Annotated in this window: 24 protein-coding genes; all 24 read left to right on the top strand. The window is 35.8% G+C overall.

Going from position 1 to position 23,413, the window contains the following annotated elements; genetic code table 11:
* Positions 1-2: 2 nt before the first annotated feature.
* Positions 3-224, top strand: coding sequence for a hypothetical protein (locus CBB91_RS11665; protein ID WP_345906847.1), 222 nt, complete (start codon positions 3-5; stop codon positions 222-224).
* A 278-nt stretch (positions 225-502) separates the two neighbouring features.
* Positions 503-1,339: a hypothetical protein gene (locus CBB91_RS11660; protein ID WP_345906846.1), complete on the top strand. Its 837-nt coding sequence runs from the start codon at positions 503-505 to the stop codon at positions 1,337-1,339.
* Positions 1,339-2,721, top strand: coding sequence for a hypothetical protein (locus CBB91_RS11655; protein ID WP_345906845.1), 1,383 nt, complete (start codon positions 1,339-1,341; stop codon positions 2,719-2,721). The genes CBB91_RS11660 and CBB91_RS11655 overlap by 1 nt, the downstream gene beginning before the upstream one ends.
* Before the next feature lie 3 nt (positions 2,722-2,724).
* A complete protein-coding gene (locus tag CBB91_RS11650; RefSeq protein ID WP_345906844.1) occupies positions 2,725-3,783 on the top strand; it encodes a tail sheath stabilizer and completion protein in 1,059 nt (352 codons plus the stop codon).
* A gap of 2 nt (positions 3,784-3,785) precedes the next feature.
* Positions 3,786-4,202 carry a terminase gene (locus CBB91_RS11645; protein ID WP_345906843.1) on the top strand — a complete coding sequence of 139 codons (417 nt, stop codon included), beginning with the start codon at positions 3,786-3,788 and terminating at the stop codon, positions 4,200-4,202.
* 23 nt (positions 4,203-4,225) lie between these two features.
* Complete coding sequence (locus CBB91_RS11640; RefSeq protein WP_345906842.1) at positions 4,226-5,794, top strand: DUF192 domain-containing protein; 1,569 nt, start codon at positions 4,226-4,228, stop codon at positions 5,792-5,794.
* A 1-nt stretch (position 5,795) separates the two neighbouring features.
* Positions 5,796-6,071, top strand: a complete 276-nt coding sequence (locus CBB91_RS11635; RefSeq protein ID WP_345906841.1) for a hypothetical protein — start codon at positions 5,796-5,798, stop codon at positions 6,069-6,071.
* A 9-nt stretch (positions 6,072-6,080) separates the two neighbouring features.
* Entirely contained in the window at positions 6,081-7,727 is a 1,647-nt protein-coding gene (locus CBB91_RS11630; RefSeq protein WP_345906840.1) for a terminase family protein, read from the top strand.
* A gap of 317 nt (positions 7,728-8,044) precedes the next feature.
* Positions 8,045-10,252, top strand: a complete 2,208-nt coding sequence (locus tag CBB91_RS11625) for a hypothetical protein (RefSeq protein ID WP_345906839.1) — start codon at positions 8,045-8,047, stop codon at positions 10,250-10,252.
* 739 nt (positions 10,253-10,991) lie between these two features.
* Positions 10,992-12,668 (top strand): portal protein, encoded by a 1,677-nt coding sequence (locus CBB91_RS11620; RefSeq protein ID WP_345906838.1) that lies wholly within the window; start codon positions 10,992-10,994, stop codon positions 12,666-12,668.
* A gap of 27 nt (positions 12,669-12,695) precedes the next feature.
* The gene (locus tag CBB91_RS11615; protein ID WP_345906837.1) at positions 12,696-12,872 is read left to right on the top strand and encodes a hypothetical protein; all 177 of its coding nucleotides are present in this window, start codon (positions 12,696-12,698) and stop codon (positions 12,870-12,872) included.
* Positions 12,873-12,908: 36 nt separating this feature from the next.
* Positions 12,909-13,175 (top strand): hypothetical protein, encoded by a 267-nt coding sequence (locus CBB91_RS11610; RefSeq protein ID WP_345906836.1) that lies wholly within the window; start codon positions 12,909-12,911, stop codon positions 13,173-13,175.
* Positions 13,176-13,180: 5 nt separating this feature from the next.
* Positions 13,181-13,831: a primosomal protein gene (locus tag CBB91_RS11605; protein ID WP_345906835.1), complete on the top strand. Its 651-nt coding sequence runs from the start codon at positions 13,181-13,183 to the stop codon at positions 13,829-13,831.
* Positions 13,832-13,890: 59 nt separating this feature from the next.
* A complete protein-coding gene (locus tag CBB91_RS11600) occupies positions 13,891-14,979 on the top strand; it encodes a T4 prohead core scaffold protein (RefSeq protein ID WP_345906834.1) in 1,089 nt (362 codons plus the stop codon).
* 43 nt (positions 14,980-15,022) lie between these two features.
* Positions 15,023-16,417, top strand: a complete 1,395-nt coding sequence (locus CBB91_RS11595) for an ATP-binding protein (protein WP_345906833.1) — start codon at positions 15,023-15,025, stop codon at positions 16,415-16,417.
* A 70-nt stretch (positions 16,418-16,487) separates the two neighbouring features.
* Positions 16,488-17,060 carry a hypothetical protein gene (locus tag CBB91_RS11590; protein WP_345906832.1) on the top strand — a complete coding sequence of 191 codons (573 nt, stop codon included), beginning with the start codon at positions 16,488-16,490 and terminating at the stop codon, positions 17,058-17,060.
* A complete protein-coding gene (locus tag CBB91_RS11585) occupies positions 17,057-17,494 on the top strand; it encodes a recombination mediator protein UvsY (protein ID WP_345906831.1) in 438 nt (145 codons plus the stop codon). Before CBB91_RS11590 ends, CBB91_RS11585 begins: the two co-directional genes overlap by 4 nt.
* Entirely contained in the window at positions 17,494-17,718 is a 225-nt protein-coding gene (locus tag CBB91_RS11580) for a hypothetical protein (RefSeq protein ID WP_345906830.1), read from the top strand. Before CBB91_RS11585 ends, CBB91_RS11580 begins: the two co-directional genes overlap by 1 nt.
* A gap of 27 nt (positions 17,719-17,745) precedes the next feature.
* Positions 17,746-19,224, top strand: coding sequence for a DEAD/DEAH box helicase family protein (locus CBB91_RS11575; protein WP_345906829.1), 1,479 nt, complete (start codon positions 17,746-17,748; stop codon positions 19,222-19,224).
* Positions 19,224-19,631, top strand: coding sequence for a hypothetical protein (locus CBB91_RS11570; protein ID WP_345906828.1), 408 nt, complete (start codon positions 19,224-19,226; stop codon positions 19,629-19,631). Before CBB91_RS11575 ends, CBB91_RS11570 begins: the two co-directional genes overlap by 1 nt.
* Before the next feature lie 113 nt (positions 19,632-19,744).
* The gene (locus CBB91_RS11565) at positions 19,745-20,269 is read left to right on the top strand and encodes a sigma factor (RefSeq protein ID WP_345906860.1); all 525 of its coding nucleotides are present in this window, start codon (positions 19,745-19,747) and stop codon (positions 20,267-20,269) included.
* Positions 20,269-21,309 (top strand): recombinase, encoded by a 1,041-nt coding sequence (locus CBB91_RS11560; protein ID WP_345906827.1) that lies wholly within the window; start codon positions 20,269-20,271, stop codon positions 21,307-21,309. The genes CBB91_RS11565 and CBB91_RS11560 overlap by 1 nt, the downstream gene beginning before the upstream one ends.
* A 1-nt stretch (position 21,310) precedes the next feature.
* Positions 21,311-21,577, top strand: a complete 267-nt coding sequence (locus tag CBB91_RS11555; protein ID WP_345906826.1) for a DUF3110 domain-containing protein — start codon at positions 21,311-21,313, stop codon at positions 21,575-21,577.
* A gap of 2 nt (positions 21,578-21,579) precedes the next feature.
* Positions 21,580-23,289, top strand: coding sequence for an AAA family ATPase (locus CBB91_RS11550; protein ID WP_345906825.1), 1,710 nt, complete (start codon positions 21,580-21,582; stop codon positions 23,287-23,289).
* Positions 23,290-23,413 lie beyond the last annotated feature (124 nt).

Here is a 23,413-nt window from a genome sequence, read left to right as displayed (position 1 = left end):
CTATGAAACAAGTAAAGGACAAAAAAAACCTNTTTAGAGATGAAAATTCTCACGCCATTNTAAATACTGATAGGCAAGCATATAATGCNTATATTAAACTTAAAAAACAAAAGTTAGAGGAAAAAGAAGAATTAGATTCTTTTAAAAAAGATTTAGATTGTATGAAAAATGAAATCGGCGAAATAAAATCTTTAATTAAGCAATTAATTAACGGAAATTTGTGAACTATGATGAACTAATCCTAACTGGAAATATGGTAAATTTTAATCAATTAAAAGAAAAGTGCCTNGAAAATCCACCACGACATCCACAATTTAAAAGTCTCGTGCCATATATTGAAAACTGTGATGATATAGAAGAATTGAAAAAAATGGCTCTTTCCTGGTGTTGGTCAACATATCATCAGGAAGATTCTAGATATGAGATGAGTAAATATATAAAGTCCTATAATACTGGAATATACGAATGATGATAAATACTAACAATAGGTCCATTTATATACATGGCACAACCATCTTCTAGACAAACATTAATTGATTACTGTAAGAGACAATTGGGATATCCGGTTCTTGAAGTAAATGTTGCTGATGAGCAGATTGACGATTTAGTTGACGATGCTATCCAATATTTTCAAGAAAGGCATTTTGATGGGGTATTTCCAACACTTTTAAAGTATAAGTTCACTCAAGAAGATATTGATCGGGGAAAGGCTTCCAACTCNGTCGGTGTTGCCAGNACATCAACTACAGAATTAATAAGCGGTTCTTCCGTTCAATTTGATTATGAAGAAAATAGTAATTATTTGAAAGTTCCTGACGATATTATTGGAATAACTAAAGTTTTTCAATTTGAGGGGTCTAATTCGGTTAGTTCTGGAATGTTTGGTCTTAAATATCAATTATTCTTGAATGATATTTATTTTTGGGGATCAACAGAACTTTTAACATATTCGATGACTAAAACTTATTTGGAAGATATTGACTTTTTATTGTCAACTCAAAAGCAGATAAGATTTAATCAGAGGATGAATCGTCTATATCTTGATATTGACTGGTCATCTGTTAATGCAAATAAATATTTGATTATAGATTGTTATAGAGGTATGAATCCAGATACACATACTAGAGTATGGAATGATTCCTTCCTTAAAAAGTATTTAACTTCCTTAATTAAAAAGCAGTGGGGTCAGAATATGATCAAATTCCAAGGAATGAAACTTCCGGGTGGAGTTGAACTGAATGGCCGTCAAATGTACGATGATGCTGAGAAAGAATTGGAAATAATCAGAGAGCAGATGTCAAATACTTATGAACTTCCACCTTTTGATATGATTGGATAATGGCACTAAATCCTTTTTTTCTACAAGGTTCCAAGGGCGAACAAAGTCTAATGCAGGACCTAATAAATGAGTCCATCAAAATGTATGGTGTAGAAGTACACTATATGCCTAGATTATATTTGGGAGAAAATACCGTAATAAAAGAGAATATAGTTTCAGCGTTCAGAAGCGCACTGCCAATTGAAATGTATCTACAAAATTATGATGGTTGGGAAGGCCAATCAGTAGAATTGTCAAAATTTGGTATAGAATCAAAGGATGAAGTAGTTTTAGTAGTGTCGCAAGAAAGATATGAACTTTATATTCAACCTCTAATACAAAGATTGCCTAATGTGAAATTGACAAGTAGACCCAAAGAAGGAGATCTCATTTATTTTCCACTTGGGGACGTTTTATTTGAAATTAAGAACGTAAAAAGAGATAAACCATTTTATCAATTGCAAAAAAATTATGTTTATGAATTGACGTGCGAACTCTTCAGATTTGAAGATGAAATTATTGAAACTGGAATTGACGAAATTGATGACGAGATAATCGATCTTGGATACGAATCAACATTTAAATTAACAGGAGCAGGTAGTTCTGCAACTGCTATTACTGGAGTGGCTCAACAAAATAAGGGAGTCCAAGAAATAATTATGATCGATAAAGGATTTGAGTATGATGCTGCTCCTCTCGTNCAAATTTCACCTCCACCAAGTGGAANAACTGCTTCTGCTGTCGCAATAACCTCTGCTATTGGTGATGGTCATTTCTATGTAGATAGGGTAGAGATAACTAATCCAGGATCTGGATATTCAACTCCCCCAGAAATTTNCTTCAATGGGGGGAGTAATGANCATACAAGAATTGCTTCTGCACAATCTGTAATAGCAAACGGAACTATTGGGGTTGTTACAGTAACTGATTTTGGACGTGGTTATGCAAATGAACCAATAGTGACATTCAGTGCTCCCGTGGGTGTAGGAATAACTGCTGCGGGAAGAGCTATTCTATCAAATGGTCTAATTTCCTCTATTCAAATTATAAATGCTGGGGCAGGATATACAGTACCCCCATCAATAGTGGTAAGTGTTCCTCAGTCCTATGGAATTTTATCTGATGAAGTTACATATTCTCTGAATGAAGTTGTTGTTGGGTCAGAAAGTTCTGCCACTGCGAGAGTTAGAAGTTATGATGCAAATAATTTTTTACTNTCAGTTTCAAATATAACTGGAACATTCTTAGTTGGAGAGAATATAGTTGGTGTGGGTGGAAGTTATTTAAATCTATTGTCAACCGACTATATAGATATAGAACCATACTCTAGTAGTCTCGACATACAAACTGAGGCTGATTCTATTTTAGATTTTACAGAAACAAATCCTTTTGGTGGAGTGTAAGTCATGTTAGGAACATATTATTATAACGAAATCTTTAGAAAAACTGTTGTTGCATTTGGAACAATATTTAATAATATAGACATTAGACATCAAGATTCTTCAGGAAATGTAACTAGTATTATAAAAGTTCCTTTATCATATGCTCCAATACAAAAGTTTCTAGCAAGAATAGAGCAACAGGCAGACATTGAAAGCAAAAAAGGAATAACTCTTCCTAGAATGTCTTTTGAGATGACTTCTTTAACATATGATCCATCAAGAAAAGGAACGGTAACAAAACAATTTAAAGCATATAACAAATCAAATAAAAAAGAAGTTAAAAAGGTATTTATGCCAGTTCCATATAATATGGGATTTGAGTTGAATATTATGACCAAATTAAATGAAGATGCTCTTCAAATTATTGAGCAAATATTACCATACTTTCAACCGGCATATAATGTTAGCGTCAAATTAATTGACGAAATCAATGAAATTAAAGATATTCCTGTCGTGCTAGAGAGTATTCGTATGAGAGATGACTATGATGGAGATTTTAATAAAAGAAGAGTTCTTTTGTATACTTTGCAATTTAATGTGAAGACATATTTATATGGCCCAATTCCATCTGGATCTACTCCAGGAGTCATCAAAAAAGTTCAAGTTGATTATCATACAGATACCGCAAAGAAGACCCCAAGAAGTGTGAGATATATTGGAACACCAACGTCTACAAAAAATTATATCGGCACGCAAATAACTACATTAAGTGAAAGTATAGAATCTGATACGACGCTAATCAGTGTTGCTGATGCGTCTGAACTTACAAGCCAATCTAGAATAACTATTAATGATGAATTGATTTATATTAATTCTATTAATGGAAATAATCTAACAGTAACTAGAGGATATGAAAATACCACTAAAGTTGGTCATATTGCTTCCACTGCAATATTCCTTGTAGATNCTCATGACGATAATTTAATAGAACCTGAAGATGATTTTGGATTCAGTGGATCTATAGAAATGTTCTCCGATGAAAAAGTATATAATCCAACATCAGGATCAGATATTGAACCTTGATTATGACTAAAAATTTTGATGAAATAGAAGACTCTTTAGGAATTGCAAAAAATGAAGAAAAAGTTGAAATAATGAAGCCAGAGGCAGTCCCTGAGAGAAATAAAGATGATGTAACAAAAGATTATGAATATACAAGAGGCAATCTTTATTCCATCATAGAAAAGGGTCAAGAGGCAATAAATGGGATACTTGAATTAGCTCAAGAGAGTGATCAACCAAGAGCATACGAAGTCGCAGGTCAACTTATCAAGAGTGTTTCTGATGCAACAGACAAATTGATGGATCTTCAAAAGAAGTTGAAGGATGTCAATGCAGAAGAAAAGGAAAAAGGACCATCAACAGTTAATAATGCCCTATTTGTTGGGTCCACTGCAGAACTAGCAAAGATGCTGAAGTCTGGATTAAAAGAAGATAAATAATAGACAGGATCTATCCTTTTTTTATGAAGTGCAAACCTGGTTACTATTTTTGCTACACTGATAAAAAGTGTAAAAAGATTCCTGCTGGTCTAAAAATGACTGGAAGGTACTTTGGTAATGGTAAGGAACCAGAAGAGGTTGGTATTGATAAACCTGTCGAAGGTGGTGAGCAAACCTCAAATAGCGATGGCAATGGAGGCGTAAGTGAATCGAAAAGTGGTGATAGTTCTTTGCGTGACTGGTTTGGCAAGAGTCGCTCTAGTGATGGGAAGCCTGGTTGGGTTCAACTGGGTGGCAAATACGCAGGAAAACCCTGTGCAAAACAACCAGGACAAACNACAAAACCAAAATGCGGTTCAAGTAAGATGAAGCGCAACCTCTCCAAAAAAGAGGAAGATGCTGCATTTAGACGCAAGAATCGTCAAGATCCAAATCCAGATAGAAAAGGGAAAGCAATTAACGTGAGCACTGAAGAATTTACAACGCTACCACTGAATATAGAAATTCCTACAAATATTANGGACTTCAATCTTGGACTGATGTTCCGTGAGAGTTTGGATCAGAATAGTGGAATGCTATTCATATTTGATGATGTAGAACAACAATCCTTCTATATGAAGGAAACTAGAATTCCATTAGATATTGCATTTATTAATGAAGATGGAATTATAGAAAGTATTAAGCAATTAGAACCCCTCGACGAGACTCCAGTATCATCGGAAGGAGAAGTAGTATGCGCCCTTGAGGTAAATAGAGGTTGGTTCGAAGAAAATAACATCGAAGTAGGTGACGAGATTGATATTGATGAAGCAGCAGGAGAAAAAGACGCTTGCTATCATAAAGTCAAGTCACGCTACTCAGTTTGGCCAAGTGCATATGCTTCAGGAGCATTGGTCAAATGTCGCAAAAAGGGTGCAAAGAACTGGGGTAATAAGACAAAGAAGGAAGAATTTGAATTGGATGAAAAATGTTGGCCTGGTTATGAAAAGAAAGGTATGAAGACTATGTTTGGAAAAAAATATCCAAACTGTGTCAAAAAAACAAAGAAAGAAGAAGTTGAAATACAAGACGCAAATGGCAATACATTTGCAAATATTGAAGATGTTATCACAAATGAAGACTTAATGAGTGAAGCAGTAAGAGTGCCCGCAAAAACAGGGAATCTTGTCGATACCTACTTCAATTGGAGGGGTAAATATTATGCCCTTAAGTTATTTTTTCCTCAAATAGCTCTCCCAAAGAGATCTGATGTCCAAGATCAGATCAAAAAAGTTTATCCTGAAGCAATACTACAAAGTTTTAAAGTTTCCAAGTATGAACCAGGACAACCATTCTTATATGTCGAATCAGCGGCATGGACAAGAAAAGAAGGAAAATCAAAGTCAGGAGGACTTAACGAAAAAGGAAGAAAATCNTATGAGAAAGAAAATCCAGGATCTAACCTTAAAGCACCAAGCAAGAAGGTTGGAAATCCCCGCAGGAAATCCTTCTGCGCTCGAATGAGAGGGATGAAAAAGAAATTAACATCTGCTAAAACTGCTAGAGATCCCGATAGCAGAATCAACAAATCACTCAGAGCTTGGAATTGTTGATATGAATGTTATAAAGGTTTTAGGATTAGTAACGAATGTTAATGTTGGATTAGGTTCTTCTGTTCCAGATCAAAACAACCTTGGTGCCCAATACGCCATGATTCAGCATGATCATTCATCTGCTAGAGTTATTGAGGTAAGAACTGCTGACGGGTCTTTATATGGAAGTTTTCATATGGCCGGAAAAGAATCCATTATAATTAAAAAAGAGCGAACAGATTTAATTTACTCCGATCACTCAGATGTCTATGCGACTTCTATAGTATATCAGGGATAGCATTATTTTATGAGTGAAAATTATCTTGGCAATCCTTTATTAAAGAAAGCGAATACAGCAATTGAATGGACTGAAGAAATGATGATGGAATTNCTTCGCTGTAAGGAAGACCCTGTTTATTTTGCCCAGAATCACGTTAAAATCGTTTCTCTGGATGAAGGTCTAACTCAATTCCAACCATATGACTTTCAAGAAAAATTAATTAATAACTTCCATGAAAATAGATTTAATATTTGCAAAATGCCTAGACAGACTGGAAAGTCCACTACTGTCGTATCTTATCTTCTACATTATGCTGTTTTTAACGATAGCGTTAATATTGGTATCTTAGCAAACAAAGCGGCTACTGCAAGAGAACTTCTTGGTAGGTTACAAACTGCATATGAAAATTTACCTAAATGGATGCAGCAGGGAATATTAAATTGGAATAAAGGTTCTATAGAATTAGAAAATGGCAGTAAGATATTGGCAGCTTCTACGTCTGCAAGTGCTGTCCGAGGTATGTCATTTAATATCCTCTTTCTTGACGAGTTCGCGTTNGTCCCAAATCATGTTGCTGACTCGTTCTTTGCCTCTGTTTATCCTACTATTACTTCCGGTAAAAGCACCAAAGTAATTATTGTATCTACGCCACATGGTATGAATCATTTCTACCGTATGTGGCATGATGCTGAGCGTAAACTAAATGAATACGTACCAACAGATGTTCATTGGTCCGAAGTTCCTGGCAGAGATGATAAGTGGAAAGCAACTACAATTAAAAACACCTCTGAGGCACAGTTCAAGGTTGAGTTTGAATGTGAATTTTTAGGATCTGTTGATACTCTAATTGCCCCAAGTAAACTTAAGAGTCTTATATATGAAAATCCAAAAAAAAGGAATGCAGGCCTTGATGTGTATCAAGATCCGGTAAAAGATCATGATTATATCGTAACTGTTGACGTTGCCAGAGGAGTTGGTGAAGACTACTCGGCTTTCATAGTCGCCGATATTACAGAGTTTCCTCATAAAATTGTTGCAAAATATAGAAATAATGAAATAAAACCAATGTTATTTCCAAACGTAATCTACGAGGTATCAAAGAGTTATAATAATGCATATATTTTATGTGAAGTGAATGATGTTGGAGATCAAGTAGCCTCAATCATTCAATATGACCTAGAATATCAAAATCTTCTTATGTGCTCTATGAGAGGTAGGGCAGGTCAAGTAGTTGGACAAGGTTTTTCTGGAAAGAAAACACAACTTGGACTGAAGATGTCCAAGACAGTCAAAAAAGTTGGATCTTTAAATTTAAAGACATTAATAGAGGAGAATAAATTATTGTTCTGTGACTATGAAATAATTTCGGAATTGACCACTTTTATTTCTAAGAAAAATTCTTTTGAAGCAGAAGAGGGTTGTAACGATGACCTTGCAATGTGTCTTGTAATCTATGCTTGGNTAGTTGCTCAAGACTATTTTAAGGAACTTACGGATCAAGATGTTAGAAAAAAATTATATGAGGAGCAGAAGAATCAAATAGAACAAGATATGGCTCCATTTGGTTTCTTAAGTGACGGTATTACTGAGGAGAGTTCTTTTGTAGATGCACAGGGTGATCGTTGGTATACTGATGAATATGGCGACATGTCCCATATGTGGGATTACTTGTGATAGAAATGGATATTAGCGAAGAGTTTAGTTTAGGTCACTTATTATTNCACGAAAGGGTATGTAGAACTTGTGGTGTGGAAAAAAATTTAGTTGATAATTTTTATCGTACAAGAAAGGATAGAGGGCCCGTATCATCATCATATTCATATGAATGTAAAGAATGTTGTAAAAAAAGAGTTTTAAAAAATAAAATTAAAAAGTATATAGTTTCGGAGGTTTATCCAGATTGGTAGTTCACGTCATANTTCCCCACTGAAACTTCAGTATTTACTAAATATTTTTAGGTTACTGAAATTCTTTTAAGGAGACAATTAAAAATGGCATTAGGATTAGTCTCTCCCGGAGTTCTTGTCAGAGAAATTGACAGAACAGTAGGAGCTGTAGATGCTTCCTTTAGTATTATTGGTGGTTTTGCTGGACCCTTTTTACAAGGACCAGTTGAAGATCCAATCATCATTACATCAGAGAAGGAACTTATCGATAACTTCGGAAAGCCAAGTCTAGAAGATAATCATTATGAATATTGGTATTCTGCTTCAGATTTTATGAGTTATGGTGGTTCACTCTCTCTCGTAAGATGTGATGGTGATGAACTAAAAACAGCCAATGCTGGAGTCGGTGCTCCTTCTATTGATTTAAAAATTAAAAACTTTGATGATTATCAGTCAGGATATGCATCAGGGACAACTTGGTATTTAGCTGCAAAAAATCCAGGTTCATGGTTTAATAACGTAAAAGTATGTGCTATTGATGGAGGATCAGATCAGATTATTGGAATCAGTACTTCCAATTTGAGTTCTGCTGGAGTCCAAGTTGGATATGGAGTATCTGCTTCAATCGATACTGTTATTGCTGGTGCAGGATCTACTTCTAGATTCCAAGGTCATCTCAAAGGAATCATAACAGGAATCAGCACATCTGCAGAAGGATCTAGTACGTTTGATGTAAAACTTACAGAACGAGTAAGTATTAGTGGAGAATCTNNACCAATTGAATACAGGGAAAACTCAAGACCTCTGTCACTCAAGAATTCTGATACTATTACAATAATCAATCAATCTGGAATTGCAACCGGCGTATATGGTTCTTCTGGATTTACTCCAGCATCAGTATCCGATTGGTATGATAATCAAACTCTTGGTCTTACCAATTCAACAGTTTATTGGAAGAATATTGCCGATAAGCCAGGAACTAGTGAATACGCTAGAGAAAGAAGTTCCAAAAATGACCAGATGCATATTATTGTTGTAGATGACAAAGGAGATATAACTGGAGTAGCTGGTCAAATTCTTGAGAAAAACTTATTCCTCTCAAAAGGAAAAGATGCTAGAGATCAGAATGTAGTAACTTACTANAAGGATTATCTGGCACTCAATTCAGCATATCTCTATGCAGGAAAATCCTTCGGAACTTCTGTCGATACAACCCAAGAAATTTATCCAGCATCTTCCGGATTTGAAGATGGAACTTGGACAGAAGTTGGTTTATCGGATGGAGATTTTGGTCAAGAAGTGCAGGGAATAAAATTCAATAGTTTTGGCTCATTGAATTTAGANCTTATTGGTGGAAAAGACTATTCAACTGCGTCTGGACAAGTACCCGGATCAATGTTGAAAGGTCTTGAGACAAGTTTATCGAACGTCATCTCTTCATATTCTCTATTTGAAAGAGACGAGTTTGACATCGACTTCTTGATTATGGGCCCTGGTTTAGCTACCATGGAAGAAACTCAGGCAAAAGCAATTACACTTCTCGATATCGCAACGGGAAGAAAAGACTGTATAGCATGTATTTCTCCACCAAGATCTGCAGTTGTAAATCGATCATCAATTGATGATACTAGAGATAGTATTCTTGAGTTCTTCGCTCCACTTTCATCAACATCTTATGGTGTATTTGATAGTGGTTACAAGTATACTTATGATAGATTTAATAATGAGTTCATTTATCTCCCATTAAATGCAGACATTGCCGGAATGATGGCAAGAACTGAACTCAATGTTTATCCTTGGTATTCACCAGCTGGTGTTCAAAGAGGTGTAGTCAACAATATTGTTAAGTTGTCTTATGANCCNCCACAGTCACANAGAGATNCACTCTANAAGAATAGANTNAATCCNGTNATTTCNAATAANGGNGGNGGATTNATNCTCTTNGGAGACAANACNGCTCTNGGATATAACTCNGCATTTGATAGAATCAACGTTCGNCGTCTCTTCCTNGTANTTGANAANGCAATTNAANCNGCAGCAAANANTCAACTNTTTGAATTNAACGATTCNATCACAAGATCAACNTTNGTCAANATCGTTTCTCCNTNCNTGAGAGATGTTCAGGCTAANAGAGGNATCACAGACTTCTTACTAGTATGNGATGACTCAAANAATCCACCNGATGTTATNGANAGAAATGAGTTTATTGCTGANATCTANATCAANCCAGCAAGGTCAATTAACTTCATNGGNCTNACNTTTGTTGCTACACGCACNGGTNTATCATTCGAAGAAGTGGTCGGTACAGTTTGACCATNANNCNAATAAATAACTAACACAAGAGGNCACNAAAAAATGGCAGTTTCAGCGTATTCANCNANAAANNCTTCNGAGAGNGCAATNTCNCANTTTAGAAGCGAACTTGANGGNGGCGGNCTTCGNCCCAATCTATATGAAGTTCANTTAGATTTTCCNGNNGGAGTNGNTNNNGGAANNTTANACANCTNTAANANATGATGGCAAATTCTTCTGTAAAGCTGCNGCTCTTCCGGCAGCAAATATGGGCGTAATTGAAGTTCCTTTCCGTGGTCGTCAACTTAAGGTTGCTGGAGANAGAACNTTTGATACNTGGACAGTTACTNTTCTCAACGATACCGANATGGGTCTTCGTGGAGCNTTTGAAAGATGGATNAANGTTCTTGGNACNGCAGATTCTGGTCANGGAAGAACNANTCCATCAACATATCAAAAAGAACTCTACGTATATCAACTTGGTAGATCTTTGCCAGATGNTTCTGCTACTGGAAATAAATTTAAAGATACTGATATTACTTCTTTGAGACGTTATAAGTTCTGGGGATGTTTTCCAACTAATATCTCTCAGATTGATCTTGCATTCGATAATAATGATGCTATTTCAGAATTTACTGTAGAATTCCAAGTTCAATGGTGGGAATCTGAAGGTAATGGCGGTAAGTCTAACGCAGTACCTGATAAANTCTGATAAGTAATAGCACATAAATAGTAGAAGTAAAAATAGAATTATTGAGCAGTGGCAAAACTTTTTGGATTTTCTATAGATGATGACAATAATTTAAGTNCTTCTGCGGTCTCCCCCGTTCCTCCAAATAATGAGGACGGGGTTGACCACTATTTAACGTCTGGTTTTTTCGGNTCATATGTTGATATTGAGGGAGTATATAAAACTGAATTTGANTTAATNAAAAGATATCGNGAAATGGCNCTTCANCCAGAGTGTGATAGTGCNATTGAAGATATNGTTAANGAAGCTATTGTATCAGATTCNAATGATACTCCNGTTCAAATTGATTTAGATAATCTAAATGCAAGTGATGGCATAAAGAAAAATATAAGAGAGGAATTCAAAACTATTTTAGGTTTATTGGATTTTGACAAAAAATCACATGAAATCTATAGAAATTGGTATGTTGATGGTAGACTTTTCTATCATAAAGTTATAGATTTAAAAAATCCCCAGGAAGGTCTTCAAGAGTTGCGGTATATTGACGCAATGAAGATTAAGTATATTCGTCAAGTAAAAAAATCTAAAAAAAATCCCAATGATTTACTGAGAAATCCAAATAAGGATAATCCTATGGATTTTGAATTTCCAGAGATTGAAGAATATTTTTCATATAATCCCAAATTACAACATCCTACAGGAACGACTGGATATGCATCTCAGGCAGATAAGGGAATTAAAATATCAAAGGATTCAATTACATATTGCAGTTCTGGACTCGTAGATCGTAATAAGGGATCAACACTTTCATATCTTCACAAGGCTATAAAGTCACTTAATCAACTTCGAATGATTGAAGATAGTTTAGTAATTTATAGATTATCGAGAGCACCAGAGCGTCGTATTTTTTATATTGATGTTGGTAATCTTCCAAAGGTAAAGGCAGAACAATATTTGCGTGACGTTATGATGAGATATCGTAACAAAATGGTATATGATTCTAAAACTGGAGAGATGCGTGATGACAAAAAGCACATGGCTATGCTTGAGGACTTCTGGCTCCCTAGAAGAGAGGGAGGACGTGGAACTGAGATTTCTACTCTTCCTGGAGGTCAAAACCTCGGCGAGATCACGGATATTGAATACTTTAAGAAGAAACTTTACAGGTCCCTTAATGTTCCGCCGTCGCGTATGGACGGAGAAGGTGGATTTAATTTGGGCAGATCATCCGAAATCCTTAGAGATGAGTTGAAGTTTACTAAGTTTGTGGCACGTTTAAGAAAGAGATTCTCAAATATGTTTAACGATATGCTGAAAACTCAGCTAATTCTTAAGAACATTATCACCCCAGAAGATTGGGAAATTATGAGCGAGCACATTCAATATGATTTCCTCTATGATAATCATTTCTCAGAACTGAAAAATGCAGAACTGATGAATGAGAGATTGGCTCTTGCTCAAGTTGCAGAACCATATGTTGGTAAGTATTACTCTCAAGATTATGTTCGCCGTAAGATTCTTCGTCAAACCGATGAAGATATTATCGAACAAAATAAATTAATTGAAAAAGAAATTGCTGATGGAACTATTCCGGACCCAAGTATTCCTGTAGATCCAGAGACAGGTCAACCATTAGACCAATCAGGTGCTGGCATGGATCTTGGATCTCCAGTGATGGAACCAGATTTAGAATCAGACTCAAAAGTCACTAAGGCACCAGAGATGTCACAAGGTGGAGAAATATAAATATATTTGATAAACACTTAAATTATCATGGAAGAACTTTTAAATTTGATCGCATCCGACGAATCTCCATCAGATGTTAGTGATAGAATCAAAGAAATTTTATATGCTAAATCGGCAGAAAAAGTAGATGCTTTTAGACCAAAAGCTGCACAAACTACTTTCTTTGGCCAAGAAACCCCAGAAACAGAAGGTTCTGAGGATTGATTAGTATAAATAATTGATAAAGTAATTTACTTAATCATGGCTTCACGTATCTTGCCATTGGCAGAAAAAGCATCACTAACTGCAGGTTCTAGTAATGCTACAACTGTTTCTAACGCAACCGTTGTGCGAATATTAGCTACCTCAGGAAATGCTGTGGTTGTTAGGACTGACTCTATCGATGTCGTAATTGGTTCTTTCACTCTTCTGAATAACTCTTCAGAATTGGTAGAGAAGAATCCTACGGATAAAATTTATGTTACTGGTTCTAATGTAGAAGTCGCAAAAGTAGGTTTTACAGGATAAAAAACATGAAACTAATCAGAGAAGAAGTAGAATCAGTTAAGTTTCTTGTCGAACAAAAGAACGGCAAGAAGTCTTTATATATTGAAGGAGTTTTTCTCCAGGGAGATATCAAAAACCGTAATGGTCGTATGTATCCCATGGAGACTCTTCGTAAAGAAGTTGCTCGTTATAATGAGTCAAATGTTCAATCTGGTAGAGCACTTGGCGAATTGGGACATCCTGACGGTCCAACAGTAAATCTTGACCGCGTTTCCCATAAGATTGTTTCTTTAAAGGAAAGTGGATCTAATTTTATCGGAAAGGCTAAAATTCTTAGTACACCAATGGGTAAGATTGCATCTTCTTTGATTGATGAAGGCGTAAAACTCGGCGTTTCTTCTCGTGGAATTGGATCTCTCCAAATGAATAAAGAGGGGTGTAATGTTGTTGGTAACGATTTTATGTTAGCAACCGCTGCCGATATCGTTGCTGACCCCTCTGCCCCAGATGCCTTTGTTGAAGGGATTATGGAAGGAAAGGAGTGGATTTGGGATGGAGGAATCCTTCGCGAAAAACTCGCTGAACATACCCAAAAAAAAATTAATACTCTGGTCGATCAGAAACGACTGGAGGAACACAAGTTAAATCTATTTAATGACTTCTTGTCAAATCTTTAAAATTACTAAATAAATACATATAGTACCTATTATTACTAAGTAAAATCGGAGAGTATCAAATGTCTAGTGACAACAACTTACAGGAAATGGAAGCGGGCACAACTCAATCCAAAACTGCTGTAAATGCTGGAGCAAAACCTGCAGATCCTATGCCAACAATGGCAGATCCAGGAACTCAACTTGGTTCTGTAGAAGATCTTGGTGGGCCCACACCACAGAACTATAGACCAGATGATGATTCTGCAAAGTTGAAAGAACCTTCACTTAAGACAGTTTCTAATGTAGTAAACGCTAAAGCGGGTAAAGCTGACCCAATGCCAAAGGACATGAAGGAAGAAGAAGAAGTTGTTGCAGAAGCAGAAGAATCATCCGAAGAGGTTGTTTCCGAAGAAGAAGCAACTACTGAAGAAGTAGTTGATGAGTATGACATGGAAGAAGATGTTAATGCTCTTCTTGCCGGTGAAGAACTCTCCGAAGAATTCCAAGAGAAGGCAAGAACAATCTTTGAAGCAGCAATCAATTCTAAGGTTGCTGTAATCAAAGAAGAACTAGAGCAACAGTATGCTGTTGCGTTCGAAGAAGAAATGGAGGAAGTCAAAGAGTCACTCGCCGAACGAGTTGATTCTTATCTTGAGTACGTTGCTGAAGAGTGGTTCACTGAGAACGCTCTCGCAATCGAAAAAGGACTTCAATCCGAAATGACCGAGAGTTTTCTCTCAGGCATGAAGGATCTTTTTGAAGCACATTATGTAACAATCCCTGAAGATAAATATGATGCTTTCGTCGGTATGACAAACAAACTTGATGAAATGGAGACAAAACTCAACGAGCAACTTGAGAAGAATATTTCACTGAACAAGCGTCTCTCCGAGGCCAATGCTAGTGGTATCTTAGATCAAATCTCTGAAGGTCTTGCACAGACCCAGAAAGAGAAGCTCGCCTCACTTGCCGAAAGTGTAGAGTTTGAAAGTGAAACACAATATCGTGAAAAACTGGAAACGCTCAAGGAGTCATATTTCACCTCCAAGAAAGAGTCTTCCGTTGCCAAGACTGAATCAATCTCTGAAGGTGTAGATTCATCGCCAGCGTCAATCACTGGTTCAATGGATCAATATCTGAGAACGATGAATTCATTCAAGCACTCCTGAATTTAACATTAAATCAAACGTAAACTAACCAAAGGTAAACCAAATGTTCCAATCAGAGCATCTGGTAGAAAAGTGGGCCCCTCTTCTTGAGCATGAGGGATGCGAGTCAATCAAAGACAACCATCGTAAGGCTGTAACCGCTGTTCTGCTGGAAAACCAAGAAAAATTTTTAAGAGAGCAAAATGCTTTCGCTGCCTCCGGATCTTTCCTGACCGAGCAACCTACTAATTCAGTAGGTGCTGGTGGATATACAGGTGCTGCTGCTGATGCAGGCCCTGTCGCAGGTTTCGATCCCGTACTGATCTCACTGATCAGACGCTCAATGCCCAACCTGGTTGCATATGACCTGGCTGGTGTTCAGCCCATGTCTGCACCTACTGGACTCATCTTCGCGATGCGTTCTAAGTATAATGATCAAACTGGNCCAGAAACCTTCTTCGATGAAGTAGATACTGCGTTCTCTGGTCAGAACTCAACTGGTAACAGCTTCAACGGACACTCTGGTGCTACCGTTGGTATGGGTACAACTGCACAATCTGGTTCTAACCCCGGCCTGCTGAATCCAACCGCAACCGCAACTGAGACTGATTATAATGCTGGTCAAGGTATGCGTACCGATGATGCTGAGTCACTCGGCACATCAGGTAATGAGTTCAATGAAATGGCATTCTCAATCGAGAAGGTCACCGTAACTGCTAAGAGCAGAGCTCTGAAAGCAGAATACTCCTTAGAACTCGCACAGGACCTTAAGGCAATCCATGGTCTGAACGCTGAAGCAGAACTCGCCAACATTCTCTCAACTGAGATCCTGGCTGAGATCAACCGTGAAGTCATCAGAACCATCTACAAGACTGCTGAGCAAGGTGCTACTGCAAACACTGCTACTTCAGGTATCTTCGACCTGGACGTTGATTCCAACGGTCGCTGGAGTGTAGAGAAGTTCAAGGGACTGATCTTCCAAATCGAGCGCGATGCTAACGCAATTGCACAAAGAACTCGTAGAGGAAAGGGCAACATCATCATGTGCTCCGCTGACGTTGCTTCAGCTCTGACACATGCTGGTATGCTCGACTACACACCTGCACTGAATGCAAACCTGAATGTCGATGACACAGGTAACACATTCGCTGGTGTTCTTAACGGCCGTTATAGAGTCTACATCGATCCTTATTCAGCAAACGGTGCTGCTTCACAGTACTATGTTGTTGGTTATAAGGGCACTTCACCTTATGACGCTGGTCTGTTCTACTGCCCATATGTACCTCTGCAGATGGTACGTGCAGTTGGAGAAAACACCTTCCAGCCTAAGATCGGATTCAAGACTCGTTACGGAATGGTTGCTAATCCATTCGCTGAGGGTCTTAACCAAGGTCTTGGTGGACTTACAACTAACTCCAACCGTTACTACAGACGTGTTCGTGTTAACAACCTCATGTGATCTAAATTCACAAGGTTCTATGAAAGGGGGGTCGAAAGNCCCCCTTTTTTTATCTAAATAATTAAAAAAGATGACCACCTCTAATTTTTTTTCAAATCAGCAGGAGAATAAAAATTTCTTATCACCAGTAGGTTTTAAGTTCTCTTTGACCAGGGCTAAAAAGGTCGATTTTTTTTCCAACACAGCTAATATCCCCAGTCTAGATCTTGGAGTTGCTACGCAACCAACTTACTTAAGAGATACTCCTATACCAGGAGATAAGATTAGTTTTGGTGATTTTGATCTCGAATTTATTATAGATGAAGATTTTGAGAACTATCTAGAAATTCATAACTGGATAAGAGCTCTTGGATATCCAAGAGATTTATCAGAATATAAAAATTTAATATATAAAAGGCAAGAAGAATTTGATACTAGTAGTTTTAATGAATTGAATAATATGTACTCCGACGGATCTCTTTTTATCTTAAACAGCAACTTTCAGCCCAATATTGAAATTAGATTCAGTCAGTTATTTCCATATACACTGAGTACTCTGCAATTCAACGCAAAGGATACGGATTATGACCACTTTACATCAAGGGTAAGTTTCAAGTATACTATGTTTGACATATATGATATGAGGGGTAATTTATTATCATGAGTTTTGATCTTGATAAGATTCAAGAGATGTGGGAAAAAGATGCTAAGATTGATATGGACAATCTTCATATAGAATCTACCAATATTCCCTCACTTCATGCAAAATACTTCGAAATATATAATACCATATTTTTACTAAGAAAAAAAGCGGAGCAGCAAAGAAAAAACATAAGACACGAAAGATATGAATACTTTAGCGGTAAAGCTGATCCTGAGGTTTATATGGATAATCCTTTTCCAAAAAAAATTAGAGATAAAGAAACTATGCAAAAATATTTGGATGCTGACGAGAAACTATCTGGCGTATGTTTGAAGATAGATTACTACGATACTATGCTAGTGTATGTTGAGAGTATTTTGAAGCAAATTTCTAATCGAACTTATCAAATCAAAAACTCTATAGAATTCATGAGATTTAATTCGGGATTGGGATGATGAACGAAGAATTTGACCACGACAGGGAAGATTTTTATACCATAGAAACTCCAATAGCAGGAGTAAGAATCATATACAAAGCACTAACAATTGCTGTTGATAAGTGGCCTGGCGGAGATCCAGAAGAACAGCAATCACTGCTTGATATGAGAGATAACTTTTTTAGGATTTTATTGGATTATCAATTTAACCATACAGATTCGGAAAGACCTGACGACAACTGATAAATATAGTCAGATGCTTTAGACATCGTGATTGATACGACAGCAAATCTTATTATATCCAAATCTAATGAAGTATTTTTAAAGATCAATACAGAACCTCATATTGAATATGAGTTGAGAGATCATTTTAAATTCGAAGTCCCAAATGCAAAGTTTATGCCACAGTATCGTGGTAAAAACTGGAATGGAGAAATACATTTATTTGATATGAGATCTAAGCAAATCTATGTGGGTTTGTTAGATAAGATTGTCAATTTTTGCAATCAATATGGATATACTTATAAGTTCGAGGATAACAAATTTTACGGAACACCTTACGAAGAGAACGATCGTATATCATTCGAAGGTGTCAAAGATTATATGAGTTCTATCTGTTCTCATTCTCCAAGAAAGTATCAGATTGAGGGAGTATATGGTGCGCTAAAGCACAATAGAAAGCTATTGATAAGTCCCACTGCTTCTGGCAAATCTTTGATGATTTATTCTCTTGTAAGATATTACGTAGACCAAGGACAAAAAATCCTACTAGTTGTTCCGACGACAAGTCTAGTAGAGCAGATGTATAAGGACTTTCAAGATTATGGTTGGGATGCTGATTCATACTGTCACCGTATCTATTCTGGCAGGGAAAAAACTAATAAATCTCCAGTAACAATTACAACATGGCAATCTGTATATAAACTTGAGAGGTCATTCTTTGAAGATTATAATGTAGTTATAGGAGATGAAGCTCATCAATTTAAAAGTAAGTCTCTAATACAGATCATGACCAAGTTACACCATGCCAAGTATAGATTTGGGTTCACTGGTACTTTAGACGGCACACAGACGCATAAATGGGTCTTAGAGGGACTGTTTGGTCCATCATATAAAGTCACCAAAACTGAAGAGTTGATGAGACAAGGCCATTTATCACAATTAGATATACAATGTCTAGTATTGAAGCATCCACCACAAACTTTTAATCTATATGAAGATGAAATTCAATATCTTATCAATCATGAACAAAGAAATAACTTTATTAAGAATCTAACTTTAGATCTTAAAGGAAATACACTGGTTCTTTTTCAAAGAGTTGAAAGTCACGGAGCAATACTCTATGAAAAGATAAATAATAACAAGGGTGATAACCAAAAAGTATTTTTTATACATGGTGGTGTAGATACTGAAGAAAGAGAAATGGTAAGAGAAATTACAGAAAAAGAAAATAACGCTATTATTGTTGCTTCTTACGGAACTTTCTCTACNGGTATTAATATTAAAAATCTTCATAATGTAATTTTTGCTTCACCTAGCAANTCAAGAATTCGTAATCTTCANAGTATTGGTAGAGTTCTCCGNAAAGGAAAAAATAAAGTTAAAGCTACNTTGTATGATATCTCTGACGATTGNTCTACAAAATCNAGAAGAAATTACACACTCAACCATTTCATAGAAAGAATTAAAATCTACAATGAAGAGAAATTTAATTATGAAATAGTTACAATTAAATTTAAAGCGAACTAATGGAAAATGACTTTTACGCAACAATTAAATTAAAAACTGGTGAAGAAATATTCACAAGAATAGCTGTTACTGATGAAGAAGAAAATTCTTTATTGATCCATTCTCCTGTAAAAGTATCTGAAATAATAAGTAAATCCGGCCAAACTGGTGGATATAAATTAGAATCTTGGATAAAAACAGCTGATGATGATATGTTCATCATTCGAATGGAAGATATATTGACAATGAGTGAAACCAGAGATTTGAAAATGATCACGATGCATCAATCATTTGTAAATAGGTACTCAAGAATGAAAAATCAAAAGGATGGGTTTACTCCTAATAGAAATCCTGGATATATATCTAATGTAAATGATGCTAGAAAGCTTCTGGAAAAGATATTTAAACAGAAAAGCTCAGAGCTATAATTCCTATCAACCTTAACAAAGATATTCTACAGAGATAATCATATCTTGTCAAGTATTTGTTATAATGCTATAATTCATACATATTATGAGTTATTTTTATGATTACCAATACTATGCCACGTAGAAGAAAAGAATCCGAACACTATGTTAATAATAAAGAGTTTCTTGAAGCTCTGATTAACTATCGTGCGGAGGTTGCAAGATCGTTTGAAAAGAAATATGGTAGAGAACCTACTAAACAAGACAGAGCAACAAGATGGGATACTAAGCCTCCCATTACAAGATACCTTGGAGACTGCTTCTTAAAGATTGCTAAGCATTTATCATTTAAACCAAACTTTGTGAACTATATGTTCAAAGATGACATGATCTCTGATGGTATTGAGAATTGTGTGCAGTATATTCATAACTTCGATCCGGAGAAGTCTAAGAATCCATTCGCATATTTCACACAGATTATCCACTATGCTTTCTTGAGACGCATTCAGAAAGAGAAGAGGCAATTAGATATTAAAAATAAAATTATTGAGAAGTCTGGTTTCAGTGAGGTGTTTGATGATAACAATACTCTTGACGGTAGCAACTATTCGGACTATAATCAAATCAAAGATTATGTCCACTCTAAACTCCGTCATTGATGAGAATTGCAATCATTACAGATCAGCATTTTGGAGCAAGAAAAAACTCCAAGTTGTTTCATGATTATTTTTTAAAGTTTTATAACGACATTTTCTTTCCATATCTTGAGAAAGAGGGTATTACTACAGTCGTGGATATGGGAGATACCTTTGATAGTCGTAAAGGTATTGACTTTTCCGCACTTTCATGGGCCAAAGATAATTATTATGACAGACTTAAAAGTATGGGAGTTTCTGTTCATACAATTGTCGGAAATCACACAGCTTACTATAAAAACACAAACGAAGTAAATGCTGTAGATCTTTTGCTTCGTGAGTATGAGAATGTAGTTGTATATTCTGAACCAACCGAAGTTAAATTGGGCAAATTAAAAACGCTGTTTATTCCTTGGATTAATGAAGAAAATCGTAGCAGTACTATCACAAATATCAAAAAGACTTCTTGCAGTGTCGCGATGGGGCACCTTGAACTTCAAGGATTTAGAGTTAATCGATCGCTCCTCATGGAGCATGGTGATGAGAGCGAATTATATTCAAAGTTCTCCAAAGTCTTCAGCGGTCACTATCACACTCGATCGGATGATGGAAGAATCTTCTATCTAGGCAATCCTTATGAAATGTTTTGGAGTGATGTGAATGACGAGAGAGGGTTCACTATTTTTGATACAGAAACTCTAGAGCATTATCCTATTGATAATCCATATAGATTATTCTATACTATCTTTTATGAAGATACTAATCATCAGACATTTGATGTTCGTGAGTATGAAAATAAACTTGTAAAGGTTATAGTTCGTAATAATACTAATAAGAAGAAGTTTGAGAAGTTCATTGATAAACTTCATTCTTCTGGAGTTGCTGACTTAAAAGTTGTAGAAAATTTTGCAATAGAAGAACCTGAAGAATTTGAAGTATCGGAATCGGAAGATACACTTTCTATTCTTAATAGATTTATTGAAGAGTCTGAATTTGATTTTGATAAATCAACTGTAAAAAATATTATGAGAGAGACATATCAAGAAGCCTGTGAGATGATATAAAATGTATATTTTAGCATTAGGTTCTGACGGAGAACAGGGAGCATTCACTGTAATTGATGATAATGGTGAAGAAATGTTATATCTTTTTGAAGAAGAAGACGATGCTACTAGATTTTCTATACAATTAGAGGAGACTGATGAAAATAAAATTTCCGTTGATGTTGTTGAAGTTGATGATGAAATGATAATTAACGTATGTGAATTTAACGAAACTCAATACTCTATAATTACAAAAAACGATATAGTCACCCCTCCAAATTATTTTTAATTATGTTGATCTTTGAAACGATTCGCTGGAAGAATTTTTTATCGACCGGCAATCACTTTACAGAAATAACTATCACCAGTTATCAAACAAATTTGATTATCGGTCAGAATGGTGCTGGTAAAAGTACTATTCTCGATGCTCTTACTTTTTCTTTATTTGGTAAACCATTTCGTAAGATTAATAAACCACAACTTCTTAATTCAGTTAATGAGAAAGACTGTGTTGTGGAGGTTGAGTTTTCTATTGGCCCAACAAAATGGAAAATCGTTCGTGGAATGAAACCAAATATTTTTGAGATTTGGAGAGATGGTAATAAGTTAGATCAATCAGCAGCTGNCGCTGACCAGCAAAAGTGGTTGGAGCAGAATGTAATCAAGATGAACTATAAAGCTTTCACTCAGATTGTTATTCTTGGTAGCAGCACCTTTGTTCCCTTTATGCAATTATCTGCAAAGGATCGTAGGGAGGTTATTGAAGATCTTCTTGATATACGCATTTTCTCTTCTATGAATAATGTTTTGAAAGAAAAAATTCGTGAATTGAAAGATAGTATTCGAGTTTATGATTTGAAGAAAGATTCTCTTCAGGAGAAAGTTAAAATGCAGGAGAATTTCATTGACGAATTAGAAAATCGTGCTAAAANAAATGTTGTAGATAAGGAAGAAAAAATTGGCAAACTTCTTGTGGAAGAGAATAATTTGATGGGATCTAATGAAGAGAAGAATAGAGAACTGGATGATCTCCAAAAAAAGATAGAAAATTTTTCTGGTGCATCTAAAAAACTTCGTAAACTTGGGGATCTCAGAGGCAAGATTTCTAACAAAGTATCAACGATTACTAAAGAGCATAAATTTTTCACAGAAAATACGGTCTGCCCTACCTGCAATCAGGATATTGAGGAGAGCTTTAGGATAAATAGAATTAACGACGCTCAATCTAAAGCAAAAGAGTTGCAATCTGGTTATAAAGAACTGGAAGGGGCAATTAAAGAGGAAGAGGAGCGAGAGCGTCACTTTACCACTATTTCGGAGGAGATTACTTCCTTAACGCATGGCATTTCTAAAAACAATACTCTCATCTCTAGTTGTCAACGACAAATCAGAGATCTGGAATCGGAAATTCAAAGAATTGCCGATCAACTTGCAAACAGAAATACTGAGCATGAAAAGTTAACAACCTTCAAAGATACTCTAAAAACTACATACGACGAATTAACCAAACTCAAGGACACGATTAATTATTACGATTTCTCGTATAGTTTATTNAAAGATGGTGGAGTCAAGGCTAAAATTATCAAGAAGTATCTACCACTGATAAATCAGCAAGTTAATCGTTATCTGCAGATGATGGATTTCTACATTAACTTCTCTCTTGATGAAGAGTTCAACGAAACCGTTCAGTCCCCAATACATGATAATTTTTCATATGCTTCTTTCAGCGAGGGAGAGAAGATGCGTATTGACCTAGCACTTCTATTCACTTGGAGAGAAGTGGCAAGAATGAAAAACTCCGTCAACACTAATCTTTTGATTATGGACGAGGTGTTTGACAGCTCACTAGATGGATTCGGGACAGAAGAGTTTTTAAAGATTATTAGTTATGTTGTTAAAGATGCTAATATATTTGTCATATCACATAAAGAATCTCTACACGATAAATTTCAAGATGTGATAAAATTTGAAAAAGAAAAAGGATTTAGTGTAAAAAAATAAATTGATGGATAAAGTAAGTTTTAGTTTTTTAAAAAAATGTAAAATTTAAACCAAACTTCATTAAGTTAGCAAACGNTAACTAAATAATAGAAGAATTGGAGATAAAAAATGATTTGAACCCTCG

The organism is Hyphomonas sp. TMED31, from assembly GCF_002172815.1.
Lineage (GTDB): Bacteria > Pseudomonadota > Alphaproteobacteria > Caulobacterales > Hyphomonadaceae > Hyphomonas > Hyphomonas atlantica.
This window is presented reverse-complemented; position numbering and strand designations above follow the sequence as displayed.

Excerpts from the sequence above, each read along its gene's own strand:
- CBB91_RS11645 (WP_345906843.1), top strand. The coding sequence starts at position 3,786 with ATGACTAAAAATTTTGATGAAATAGAAGACTCTTTAGGAATTGCAAAA.
- CBB91_RS11635 (WP_345906841.1), top strand. The coding sequence starts at position 5,796 with ATGAATGTTATAAAGGTTTTAGGATTAGTAACGAATGTTAATGTTGGA.
- CBB91_RS11615 (WP_345906837.1), top strand. The coding sequence starts at position 12,696 with ATGGAAGAACTTTTAAATTTGATCGCATCCGACGAATCTCCATCAGAT.
- CBB91_RS11610 (WP_345906836.1), top strand. The coding sequence starts at position 12,909 with ATGGCTTCACGTATCTTGCCATTGGCAGAAAAAGCATCACTAACTGCA.
- CBB91_RS11605 (WP_345906835.1), top strand. The coding sequence starts at position 13,181 with ATGAAACTAATCAGAGAAGAAGTAGAATCAGTTAAGTTTCTTGTCGAA.
- CBB91_RS11600 (WP_345906834.1), top strand. The coding sequence starts at position 13,891 with ATGTCTAGTGACAACAACTTACAGGAAATGGAAGCGGGCACAACTCAA.
- CBB91_RS11590 (WP_345906832.1), top strand. The coding sequence starts at position 16,488 with ATGACCACCTCTAATTTTTTTTCAAATCAGCAGGAGAATAAAAATTTC.
- CBB91_RS11585 (WP_345906831.1), top strand. The coding sequence starts at position 17,057 with ATGAGTTTTGATCTTGATAAGATTCAAGAGATGTGGGAAAAAGATGCT.
- CBB91_RS11580 (WP_345906830.1), top strand. The coding sequence starts at position 17,494 with ATGAACGAAGAATTTGACCACGACAGGGAAGATTTTTATACCATAGAA.
- CBB91_RS11570 (WP_345906828.1), top strand. The coding sequence starts at position 19,224 with ATGGAAAATGACTTTTACGCAACAATTAAATTAAAAACTGGTGAAGAA.
- CBB91_RS11565 (WP_345906860.1), top strand. The coding sequence starts at position 19,745 with ATGCCACGTAGAAGAAAAGAATCCGAACACTATGTTAATAATAAAGAG.
- CBB91_RS11560 (WP_345906827.1), top strand. The coding sequence starts at position 20,269 with ATGAGAATTGCAATCATTACAGATCAGCATTTTGGAGCAAGAAAAAAC.
- CBB91_RS11555 (WP_345906826.1), top strand. The coding sequence starts at position 21,311 with ATGTATATTTTAGCATTAGGTTCTGACGGAGAACAGGGAGCATTCACT.